This window comes from Sulfitobacter sp. HI0129, from assembly GCF_001635395.1.
GTDB lineage: Bacteria > Pseudomonadota > Alphaproteobacteria > Rhodobacterales > Rhodobacteraceae > Sulfitobacter.
This window is the reverse complement of the sequence record NZ_LWGH01000930.1, coordinates 1-11,593: the sequence shown is the minus strand read 5'-3', so window position 1 is coordinate 11,593 and position 11,593 is coordinate 1. Positions and strand designations below refer to the sequence as shown.

General features: G+C 63.8%; 9 protein-coding genes. 2 read left to right on the top strand and 7 right to left on the bottom strand.

Annotated elements, in window-relative coordinates:
* Nucleotides 1–147 precede the first annotated feature (147 nt).
* Entirely contained in the window at nt 148–1,680 is a 1,533-nt protein-coding gene (locus tag A3764_RS21045) for an acyl-CoA carboxylase subunit beta (RefSeq protein ID WP_067927311.1), read from the bottom strand.
* Nucleotides 1,681–1,861: 181 nt separating this feature from the next.
* On the opposite strand from A3764_RS21045, the gene A3764_RS21040 reads away from it, so the two are divergent.
* Together A3764_RS21040 and A3764_RS21035 are read left to right on the top strand one after the other, a co-directional pair.
* Entirely contained in the window at nt 1,862–3,076 is a 1,215-nt protein-coding gene (locus A3764_RS21040) for a multidrug effflux MFS transporter (RefSeq protein WP_067927308.1), read from the top strand.
* A 91-nt stretch (nt 3,077–3,167) separates the two neighbouring features.
* Nucleotides 3,168–4,568 (top strand): helix-turn-helix domain-containing protein, encoded by a 1,401-nt coding sequence (locus A3764_RS21035; protein ID WP_067927305.1) that lies wholly within the window; start codon nt 3,168–3,170, stop codon nt 4,566–4,568.
* Here A3764_RS21035 and A3764_RS21030 read toward each other — a convergent pair whose 3' ends face one another.
* The 6 genes from A3764_RS21030 to A3764_RS21005 form a co-directional block, all read right to left on the bottom strand.
* Entirely contained in the window at nt 4,569–5,261 is a 693-nt protein-coding gene (locus A3764_RS21030; RefSeq protein WP_067927300.1) for a thermonuclease family protein, read from the bottom strand. It abuts the gene before it with no gap.
* 79 nt (nt 5,262–5,340) lie between these two features.
* Nucleotides 5,341–6,999 carry a choline dehydrogenase gene (betA, locus tag A3764_RS21025; RefSeq protein WP_067927297.1) on the bottom strand — a complete coding sequence of 553 codons (1,659 nt, stop codon included), beginning with the start codon at nt 6,997–6,999 and terminating at the stop codon, nt 5,341–5,343.
* 63 nt (nt 7,000–7,062) lie between these two features.
* Nucleotides 7,063–8,520 (bottom strand): betaine-aldehyde dehydrogenase, encoded by a 1,458-nt coding sequence (gene betB, locus A3764_RS21020; RefSeq protein ID WP_067927294.1) that lies wholly within the window; start codon nt 8,518–8,520, stop codon nt 7,063–7,065.
* Nucleotides 8,521–8,568: 48 nt separating this feature from the next.
* Entirely contained in the window at nt 8,569–10,077 is a 1,509-nt protein-coding gene (betC, locus tag A3764_RS21015) for a choline-sulfatase (RefSeq protein WP_067927291.1), read from the bottom strand.
* Entirely contained in the window at nt 10,074–10,649 is a 576-nt protein-coding gene (betI, locus tag A3764_RS21010; protein WP_067927288.1) for a choline-binding transcriptional repressor BetI, read from the bottom strand. Before betI ends, betC begins: the two co-directional genes overlap by 4 nt.
* A 73-nt stretch (nt 10,650–10,722) precedes the next feature.
* The coding region (locus A3764_RS21005) for a DMT family transporter (protein WP_236628280.1) at nt 10,723–11,593 on the bottom strand (871 nt) is incomplete at its 5' end.

Genomic DNA, 11,593 nt, shown 5'->3' with positions numbered 1-11,593 from the left:
CCTTGATCGAACTTCCGTGATTCTTTGCCATTACATCCTCCTTTACCGGGAAACGCCAAAGGCGTTCCGGCGGTTCCCCGGGTTTCGACCCGGGGTGGCAGGATATTTCCAGAAAGGAAGGGCATGGGGCAGGCGATCTCAGAGGGGTCAGAGGGGGATGTTGTCGTGCTTTTTCCACGGCGTCTGGACCTTCTTGTTCCGAAGGGACGCAAAGGCACGCGCGACGCGCTTGCGGGTGGTGCGGGGCTGGATCACCTCGTCGATGAAGCCGCGTTCCGCCGCGACGAAGGGATTGGCGAAACGGTCTTCGTAATCCTTCGTGTGCTGCGCGATCTTTTCCGCATCGCCCAGATCCTTGCGATGGATGATCTCCGTCGCGCCCTTGGCGCCCATCACGGCCACTTCGGCGGTGGGCCAGGCATAGTTGAAGTCGGACCGCAGATGCTTGGACGCCATCACGTCATAGGCACCGCCGTAGGCCTTGCGGGTAATGACCGTCACCATCGGCACCGTCGCCTCACCATAGGCGAAGAGCAGCTTGGCCCCGTGTTTGATCACGCCGCCGAATTCCTGGCTGGTGCCGGGCAGAAAGCCTGGGACGTCCACCAGCGTCAGGATCGGGATTTCGAAAGCGTCGCAAAAGCGCACGAAACGCGCCGCCTTGCGGGAACTGTCGATATCGAGGCAGCCCGCAAGCACCATGGGCTGGTTCGCCACCACGCCGACGGTGCGGCCTTCGATCCGGATGAAACCGGTCACGATGTTCTTGGCGAAGTTTTCCTGGATCTCGTAGAAATCGCCCTCGTCCCCGAGCTTCAGGATCAGCTCCTTCATGTCGTAGGGCGTGTTCGCATTGGCCGGCACCAACGTGTCGAGCGACGGCTCGATACGCTCGGGGTCGTCGAAGAAGGGCCGCACCGGGGGCTTGGCGCGGTTGTTCGCGGGCAGGAAATCCACCAACCGGCGCACTTCGGCCAGCGCTTCGACGTCATTTTCGAAGGCCGCGTCGGCCACGCTCGATTTGCGGGTATGGGTGCTGGCCCCGCCAAGCTCCTCGGCGGTGACGACCTCGTTGGTGACGGTCTTGACCACGTCTGGGCCGGTCACGAACATGTAGGAAGTGTCCTTCACCATGAAGATGAAATCGGTCATCGCGGGCGAATAGACCGCCCCGCCCGCGCAGGGGCCCATGATGACGCTGATTTGCGGGATGACGCCCGACGCCTCGATGTTGCGCTGGAAGACTTCGGCATAGCCCGCAAGGCTTGCTACCCCTTCCTGGATACGCGCGCCGCCCGAATCGTTGATGCCGATCACCGGGGCGCCGTTCTGCACGGCCATATCCATGATCTTGCAGATCTTCTGGGCATGGGTTTCCGACAGCGAGCCGCCGAAGACCGTGAAATCCTGACTGAAGACATAGACGAGACGCCCGTTGATCGTGCCCCATCCGGTCACCACCCCGTCGCCCGCGGGCTTTTGCTTTTCCATCCCGAAGTCGGTGCAGCGATGGGTGACGAACATGTCGAATTCTTCGAAGCTGCCTTCGTCCAGCAGCAGGTCGACCCGTTCACGCGCCGTCAGCTTGCCGCGCTTGTGCTGGGCGTCGATCCGCGCCTGACCACCCCCCATACGCGCCTCTGCGCGCCGGCTCTCAAGCTCTGTCAGAATGTCCTTCATCGCACGCCCCTGTTGTCGCATCCGTTCATTTCGGCGCACTCTACCCAAGGGCGCGGGCGGGCCAAAGGGGATACTTGCAAATTTGCAAAAACTTTCCACTGCTATTTGCGAATAATGCAAATAAGCAAAGTATTCTCCCGCCGGATGGACAAGGCCGCGAGGTCAGCCTACTTGCATATGCATGAATAATCCTGTCCGCGTGCAGTTGCTCGACCGCAGCACGCCCCCCCACATTTCCACGCTCATCCTGCTGGCAGGCATGTCCGCGATGGTGATGAATATCTTTCTGCCCAGCCTTCCGCAGATGGCAGAGTACTTCGGCACGACCTACGGGGTCATCCAGCTTTCTGTGCCGCTCTATCTTCTGTGCAGTGCCATCGTGCAGCTTTTCATCGGGCCGGTCAGCGACAACCTTGGCCGCCGGTCGGTCATGCTCTGGGGGCTGGGGCTGTTCCTCATTGCCACGCTGGGCTGCATATTCGCGCCGACCGTGGAAATCTTTCTGCTCTTCCGGATGATGCAGGCGGTCGTGGCCGTGGCCATGGTGCTCAGCCGTGCGGTGATCCGCGACCTTTACGAACAGGACAGGGCAGCGTCGATGATCGGCTATGTGACCATGGGGATGGCGCTTGTGCCGATGATCAGCCCCGCCGTCGGCGGCGCGCTGGACGAGGTCTTTGGCTGGCACTCGACATTCTGGGCGATGTTCGTGATCGGGGCCGCGATCATGGCTCTGTGCTGGTTCGATCAGGGAGAGACCGCGCGCCATTCCGGCAAGACGCTGATGGAGCAGTTCCGCGAATATCCCGAACTTTTCCGCTCACCCCGGTTCTGGGGCTATTCGATGGCCTCAGCGCTCTGCTCGGGGGCGTTCTTCGCCTACCTCGGCGGTGCCCCCTTCGTGGGGAGCGAGGTCTTCGGCATGTCGCCCTTCTGGCTGGGTCTCGCCTTTGGCGCGCCGGCGATCGGCTATTTCTTCGGCAATTTCCTGACCGCGCGGCTGGCCACAACCTTCGGGATCAACCGCATGGTGCTCTGGGGCTGTGTGTCCAACGTGGTGGGCGGGACGCTTTCGCTGCTCCTCTTCATGGCGGGCTACGGCACGCCGCTGACCTTCTTCGGGCTGATGACGCTGGTGGGCCTTGGCAACGGGCTGTGCATTCCAAACGCCACGGCGGGAATGCTTTCCGTGCGCCCACACCTCGCGGGCACCGCCTCTGGCTTGGGCGGGTCGATCATGATCGGCGGGGGCGCGGGGCTCGCGGTGCTGGCGGGTGCGCTGCTGAAGCCCGGCACGGGCGCCTATCCGCTGCTCTGGATCATGCTGATCACCGGCATCGCCAGTGTCGGCGCGATCTGGACCGTCATCTGGCGGGAACGCAAACTGGGGATCTGATCCTCTCCCCCAGCCTGACCGGTCCGGCTTGCGCCCCGGGTTTTGCAAAGCTAGGTTCGCCTGACTGCAAATCTGCAAAGGCCGGAACAGCATGGCGACGCAAAAGCTCTACGCCGGGGCAAAGCTGCGCGAATTGCGCGTGCGGCTCGATCTGACGCAAAAGGATTTCGCCGCCCGGCTCGGCGTTTCCCTGCCCTATCTGAACCAGATGGAGAACAACAACCGCCCCGTCAGCACGACGGTGGTGCTGGCGCTTGCCTCCGAATTCGGGCTCGACGTGACCGAACTGTCTTCGGGCGACAGCGAGCGGTTGGCCAGCGACCTGCGCGAAGTGCTCTCCGATCCGGTCTTCGCGGGCCAGATGCCCCCCATGGCGGATGTGCGGCTTGCGGCCTCCAACGCGCCGGCGCTGGCCCGGGCCATGCTGGCGCTGCACCAGCAGTACCGCCAGACCCACGAGCGCCTCGCCTCGCTGGACGAAGCACTGGGGCGCGAAGATGCCCGCGTGTCCCCCAGCCCATGGGAAGAGGTGCGCGATTTCTTCCACTATTGCGACAATTACATCGACGCGGTGGACCGCGCGGCGGAACGGTTTGCCGCCCGCGATGCGCAAAGCGGCACGATCCGCGAGCGGGCCGTGGCCGCGCTGGAGCAAGCGGGCATTTCCACCGTTTTCACAGATGCCGATACGCTGCGCCATTTCGATCCCGACAGCCGCAGGCTGCACATATCGCGCACCGCACCGGCGGATTCCCAGACCTTCCAGATCCTGCTGCAACTGGCGCTGACCCGGCAGAACGACCTGATCGAGGCAACGCTGGACCTAGCCCGTTTTCACAGCCCCGAGGCGCGGGACATCGCGAAAATCGGCCTCGCCAATTATTTCGCCGGGGCGGCGCTGCTGCCCTATGGCGCGTTTCTGGAAAAGGCGCGGGCCTGCCGCCACGATCTGGAGGTGCTGGGCAGCCATTTCGGCGCCTCCATCGAACAGGTCGCCCACCGGCTTTCGACGCTGCAGCGCCCGGGGGCCAAGGGTATCCCCTTTTTCTTCGTGCGTGTGGATCAGGCGGGCACGATCACCAAGCGCCATTCAGCGACCCGTCTTCAATTCGCGCGCTTCGGCGGCGCCTGCCCGCTGTGGAACGTGCACCGGGCCTTTGAAATCCCGGGCCGCTTCCTGCGGCAACTGGCGGAAACGCCCGATGGCGTGCGCTACATCAGCCTGGCGCGGGATGTGACGAAGCCCGCGGGCCGCTTCGGGGCGCCGGTGCGGCGCTATGCCATCTCGCTGGGATGCGAGGTGCGCCATGCGGGTGCGCTGGTCTATGCGGACGGGCTGGACCTGCGCCGCGACGGAGCTTTTGAGCCCATCGGCATATCCTGCCGCATCTGCGAGCGGCGCGATTGCCACCAACGCTCCGTCCCGCCGCTGGAGCGGCGTCTCGTGGTCGATCCGAACCGGCGCGACACGCTGCCCTACCGAGTGGAGTGATCAGCGCCGCGCCGCGCGCCAGCCCGCCGCCCGCGCAGCGGCCGCATCGCAGAACCACCGTTCGCCCTTTGCGGTGTTGATCGCGGTCCTGTCGTAATCGCGCTGACCCGGGACATGGTAGATACGTTCGCCCTTGCCGTTGATGTTGCCCTTGATCACGCACCCCCCGGCGGGCGGGGCCGGGACAGGCTTTGCCTCTGCCCGCGCGGCGCGGCGGAAGGCCGCTGGCCGGTCCGCCGTCACCCCGTGCAGGCCGACACCCGCGACAAAGGCGGCCTTTTCGTCGAGATCGTAGTCCATGGAATAGCGGCGGAAGGCATAGGCAAGACCGTCCCGCACGAGCGTCCGCCCAACATCCACCCCATCGGTGTCATAGCACTTGGCAACGCTGCGGCCATAGCGGTCCTGCTCGATCACCTCGCAGCGCAGCATCTGCCCCTGATAGCGGCGCGTCACTTCGCGGGTAACTTCCGCGCCACATTGCAGCGTGGCGCCGGAGGGCGTGGTGCAGGGCTGATCCTTTTCGGGGGCGTCGATCCCGTGCGAGCGGACGCGGACATCGGTGATGACGAAGGTATCGCCATCCAGAACGCGCGCCGGTCCGGTCAGAACTCCGCCCTGCTGTGCAAGGGCGAAGAACGGTATCCAAGATACTGATAATACGGAAATAATCCGTGATAAACTGACACCCATACAGGCAGTATGCGCCGCCGCCGGAAAGGCGGCAACGCAAAATGTTAACGAAGGTTAACAAAAGATGAGGACACGCCGCCTAGCGCTGTGCCACCTGCCAGTTCGGATGCATCCAGGGTTCCTCGTTGGACCGCGGCAAGGGCGTCTTGCCGAGCAGATGATCGCTCACCTTTTCGCCCACCATGATCGATGGCGCATTGAGATTGCCATTGGTGATGCGGGGGAAAATCGAGCTGTCGGCCACCCGCAAGCCCTCCACACCGATGACCCGGGCCTCCGGGTCCACCACGGCGTCGGGATCATCCGCGCGGCCCATCCGGCAGGTGCCACAGGGGTGATAGGCGCTTTCGGCGTGTTCGCGAATGAAGCTGTCAATCTCATCATCCGATTGCAGATGCGCCCCGGGCTGGATCTCGTGCTTCACGAAAGGCTTGAACGCCTCCTGCTCGAAGATCTCGCGGGTCAGCCGGATGCAGGTGCGGAATTCATCCCAGTCATCGGGGTGGGACATGTAGTTGAACCGGATGCGGGGATCGGCCAGCGGGTCGGCGGACCGCAGCGTGACATTGCCGCGCGACTTGGAACGCATCGGACCGGTATGGGCTTGGAAACCATGGCCCTCGGCTGCGGCCTGCCCGTCGTAGCGCACGGCGATCGGCAGGAAATGATATTGAATATCAGGATATTCCACGCCGGGCTTCGAGCGGATGAAGGCCGCGCTCTCGAACTGGTTCGACGCGCCCATGCCCCGCTTGAAGAACAGCCATTGCGCGCCGATCACGGCTTTCGACAATAGGTTCCAATGCTTGTAGAGCGTGATCGGCTGGCTGGCCGCCATCTGGATATAGACCTCCAGATGGTCTTGCAGGTTCTCCCCCACGCCGGGGCGGTCGGCCACCACGTCGATCCCGTGTTCCGCCAGCTGCGCCGCCGGACCGATGCCCGACAGCATGAGCAGCTTGGGCGAGTTGATGGACGAGGCCGCCAGCACCACTTCGCGCTCGGCCCGGATGACCTCCACCGCGCCACCGCGGGACACCTCCACACCGGTGGCGCGCCCGTCCTCGATCACCACCCGGCGGGCCAGCGCGCGGATGACCTTGACGTTGCCGCTGCGCTGCGCGGGCCGCAGATAGGCATTGGCCGCCGACCAGCGCCGCCCGTTCCAGACGGTCTGTTCCATCGGGCCGAAGCCTTCCTGTTTCTGACCGTTGTAATCCTCCGTCACCTCGTAACCGGCCTGGCTTCCGGCCTGCACGAAGGCATCGAACAGCGGATTCTGCCGCGGGCCACGGCTGACGTGCAGCGGCCCGTCGGTGCCGCGCCACGCCGGGTCGCCGCCATGGCCGCCGTCGTGCCATGTCTCCATCCGCTTGTAATAGGGCAGTACATCGGCAAAGGCCCAGCCCTGCGCGCCCTGCTCTTCCCAGTGGTCGAAATCCTTCGCATGGCCGCGCACGTAGACCATGCCGTTGATCGACGACGACCCGCCAATGACCTTGCCGCGCGGGCAGACCAGTTGACGGTTGCCGAGGTTCGGCTCCGGCTCCGACTTGTAGCCCCAGTCATAGCGGCGCATGTTCATCGGGTAGCTGAGCGCGGCGGGCATCTGGATGAAGGGGCCCATGTCGGTTCCCCCATGTTCGATGACGATGACGGACCGCCCGGCCTCGGCCAGTCTATAGGCGATGGCACAGCCAGCGCTCCCCGCGCCGACGATAACAAATTCCGCATTCATCTCAGTTACTTTCAGGTCGTTCTTGAATCTGTTTCGCAGGGGCCATGGACCAGTGCCAGGGGATCAAAACGGTGCCTCGACATCGTCCATCCGCACGAAGACGGACTTCAGCTGCGAATAATGTTCGATCGCCGCCTTCGAGTTTTCCCGACCCACACCGGAATTCTTGGAGCCACCGAATGGCGCCTCGACCGGGGCGTCGTTATAGGTGTTGATGTAGCAGGTCCCCGCCTCGAACCGCGCGGCGACCCTGTGCGCGCGCGTCAGATCATTGGTGAAGACCCCCGCCGCGAGGCCGAATTCGGTATCGTTGGCGCGCGCGATCACCTCTTCTTCGTCCTCGAAATCGAGCACCGCCATGACGGGGCCGAAGATCTCTTCGCGTGCGATGACCATGTCATCGGTGACATCGGCAAAAACGGTGGGCTGCATGTAGAACCCGTCCCGGTCGATCCGCGCCCCGCCATAGGCCAGCCGCGCGCCTTCGGCCTTGCCCTTTTCGACGTAGTCGAGCGCGATCTGCATCTGCCGCTCGGACACCATCGGGCCGAAGCTGGTATCGGGATCCATCGGATCCCCGATCACCGCCTTGTCCAGCCGTTCCGCCAGACGGCTCAGGAACTTTTCCTTGATGTCGCGATGCACGAAGACCCGTGTGCCGTTGGAGCAGACCTGACCGGAACTGTAGAAGTTACCGAGGATCGCGCCGCCGATGGCATTTTCGATATCCGCGTCTTCGAAGACGATCAGGGGGGATTTGCCGCCAAGTTCCATCGTGACATGTTTGATCCCCTCGGCGGCGGCGGCATAGACCTTGCGCCCCGTGGGCACCGACCCGGTCAGCGACACCTTGTCCACGCGCGGGTCCGTCACCAGCGCGGAGCCTACTTCGCCCATGCCCTGCACCACGTTGTAGAGCCCTGCCGGAAGACCTGCCTCATGCAGGATCTCCGCCACCTTGAGCGCGCTCAGCGGCGTCGTCTCGGACGGTTTGAAGATCATCGCATTGCCACAGGCCAGCGCGGGCGCCCCTTTCCAGCAGGCGATCTGGGTCGGATAATTCCATGCGCCGATGCCGACGCAGACGCCAAGGGGTTCGCGCCGGGTATAGACCCAGTTTTCACCCAATTGGATATGCTCGCCCGTGAGCGTGGCGGCCATGCCGCCGAAATATTCGAGCGCATCCGCCCCGCTGGTGGCATCGGCGACGGATGTTTCCTGATAGGGTTTGCCGGTGTCGTAGGTTTCCAGCACCGACAGGTCATGGTTGCGTTCCCGCAGGATATCCGCGGCGCGGCGCAGGATGCGGCCCCGCTCCGTCCCCGACATGGCGGCCCATTCGGGCTGGGCGCGTTTCGCGGCAGCAATCGCCTGTTCGACGATGGCGGGCGTGGCCGCATGGACCTGCGCGATCTTTTCGCCGGTCGCGGAATAGATCACATCGATCGGCGTGCCTTCGGTATCCTCGACATAGGCTCCGTCGATGAAATGGCTGGCTTTGGGTTGCGTATCGTAGGGCATGGAAAACTTTCTGCCTCCGGCGGGAGTATTTTCAAAAGGGTGAAGGGATCATTCGCCGCGAGGGAAGCGCCTGCTTTCCTCCAGCACGTTCAGATCCATGTGGTTGCGCATGTATTGTTCGGACGCGAGGCGCAGCGGCTGGTGGTCCCACGGATAGTAGCCGCCCTGGCGCAGGGCCTCGTAGACGACCCAGCGGCGGGCCTGGGACTTGCGCACATCCGCATCGAAGGCATCGAGATCCCAGCGTGCTTCGGACTTGGCGCGCAGGGTCTGGCGCGTGCCCTGATGGTCGGGATGTTCGGCGAGGTTGGTCAGCTCATGCGGATCGGCCTCCAGATCGAAAAGCTGATCGGGGTCGAGCGCGCAGCGGTTGAACTTCCATTTGCCGTAGCGCAGCGACACCATGGGCGCATAGGAGGCTTCGGCGGCGTATTCCATCGCCACGGGTTCGGTCCGTTCCTGCCCCTGCCCCATGGGCACCAGCGAGGTGCCCGTGGTCCATTCCGCGACCTCCGCCATGGAAACGCCCGCCAGTTCGCAGAGCGTCGGGCAAAGATCGATGGTGCTGACGGCTGTGGTCTGCAGCCCCGGTTCCATCTGCGGGGCGGCGATCATCAGCGGTACGCGGGACGAGCCTTCGTAGAAGGACATCTTGAACCACAGGCCGCGTTCGCCCAGCATGTCGCCGTGGTCCGACACGAAGACGACGATAGCTTCCTGCCGGGTGTCTTCCATCGTTTGCAGCAATTCGCCGATCTTGTCGTCGAGATAGGACAGATTGGCGAAATAGGCCCGGCGCGACCGTTCGATATCCTCTCGTGTGATGTCGAAGCTGCGCCAGTCGTTCGCGTCGAAGATCCGTTGCGAATGGGGATCCTGGTCTTCGTAGGGGATGGCCGGCACCTGCGGGTGCAGATGTTCGCAGCCCTCGTAAAGGTCCCAGTATTTGCGCCGCGCCACGTAAGGATCATGCGGATGGGTGAAGCTGACGGTCAGGCACCAGGGCCGGTCATCCGCCGTGCGGGCCAGATCGTAGATCTTGCGATTGGCCTGGTAGGCGACCTCATCGTCGTAATCCATCTGGTTGGAAATCTCGGCCACGCCCGACCCGGTGACCGACCCCATGTTGTGATACCACCAGTCGATCCGTTCGCCCGGCTTGCGGTAATCCGGCGTCCAGCCGAAATCGGCCGGGTAGATGTCGGTGGTCAGCCGCTCTTCGAAGCCATGAAGCTGATCGGGGCCGACGAAATGCATCTTGCCCGACAGGCAGGTGTGATAGCCCGCCCGGCGCAGGTGATGGGCATAGGTCGGGATGGAGGAGGCAAATTCCGCCGCGTTGTCATAGACCCCGGTGGCCGAAGGCAATTGCCCCGACATGAACGCCGCCCGCCCCGGCGCGCAGAGCGGCGAAGCGGTATAGGCGTTACGGAACCGGGTGGAGCGTTCGGCCAGCGCCCGCAGGTTCGGCGTATGCAGCCAATCGGCGGGCCCGTCGGGAAAAAGGGTGCCGTTCAGCTGATCCACCATCAGGATCAGGATATTCGGACGGGTCATCGGGGGGCCTTCAGCAACAGATCAAGCGTCGACAGCGCACTTTGCAAGGCAGCCTTTGCGCTGCCGCGATTGGACAGGGCCGCGCGCAGGTAAAGACCGTCGATCAGGGCGGCCAGCGTTTCGGCATCCGCTTCGGGCTGATCGCTGATGGGGCGCAGCGAATGGGTCAGGTTGGACCGCAGCCGCCGTTGATAGCACCGCAACAGGCGCCTTGTTTCATCACTGGTGCGCGAGGCGGCATAGAGCGTCATCCATGCGTTCACCGTGGCGGGGGCGAAAAAGGTTTCATCGAAGCTCGCCTCAATGATCGCGGCCGCACGGTCGCGCGGGGTGGTCGCCTTTTTCAGGCGGCTGCGGACCTCTGCCCCGTATTCAGACAGGATGTGGCGCATGGCCGCGAGGAAGATCTGGTCCTTGCCGCCGAAGTAGTGATGCGCCAGCGCCGTGGACATCCCGGCCCGGCGCGCGATCTGTCCCACGGTCACGTCAAGCGAATGGGCCGCACCGATTTCCGCGATGGTCGCCTTGACCAGCGCGGACCGGCGAATGGGTTCCATTCCGACCTTCGGCATGTGGGATTCGATCCTTCGGCTGTGGTCTCCTCAGGATACTAGGTCATTTATTGACCCGTCAATCAAGAAACTCTCAGACCTTCGTGGCGTGGCTCGGCGGGGTGATCTGGCGGTTCAGCATGGCTTCGCGCCATGTGATGAAGGTGACAGAGGCTAGGATCACGGTCCCACCCAGCACCACCCAGATATCGACGGGTTCGGCAAAGGCGACCGCGCCCAACAGCGTCGCCCAGAGCAGCTGAAGGAAGGTCACGGGCTGGGTCACCGTGACCGGTGCGGCCGCGAAGGCAAGCGTCATGGTGAAATGCCCCGCGGTGGCAAAGAAGGCCACTGCCGCGAGGATGAAGATTTCGGTCACCGTGGGGGCAATCCATACAGGCGCGGCGAAAGGGGCAAGGCCCAGCGTCACGAAAACCGACAGGAGCGCCACAATTACGGCGGGCTTCACCTCATCCGCGAGCACCTTCGCCAAGAGGTAGGATCCGGCGAAGACCACGGCAGCAAGCAGCATCGCCAGATGCCCCATGCTGACTTCCCGAAAACCAGGGCGCAGGATGATCGCCGCCCCCAAAAGCCCCATGCAGACCGCCGCGATCCGCCGCGCGGCCAGCTTTTCACCCAGAAACACGGCGGCGCCGAGGGTTACGTAGATGGGCGCGAGGTAGTTCATCGCGGTGACTTCCGCGATGGGAATGCGCGTCATCGCGAAGAACCACAGGATCACGCCCAGGGAATGAAAAAAGCCGCGCAGGGAGAAGAGGCCCCATTGCCGCCGGCTGAGGCCCGCGGTCCTCAGGCTGCCGATGGCGGGCAGCAGAAACACCAGCCCCATGGCATAGCGCAGGAACGCCGCCTCCGCCGCCGGGAGGCGCGGCCCCATGTATTTGACCAGTGCCGTGACCGCGATAAAGCAGACCCCGGTCACCAGCATCCAGAAGATACCC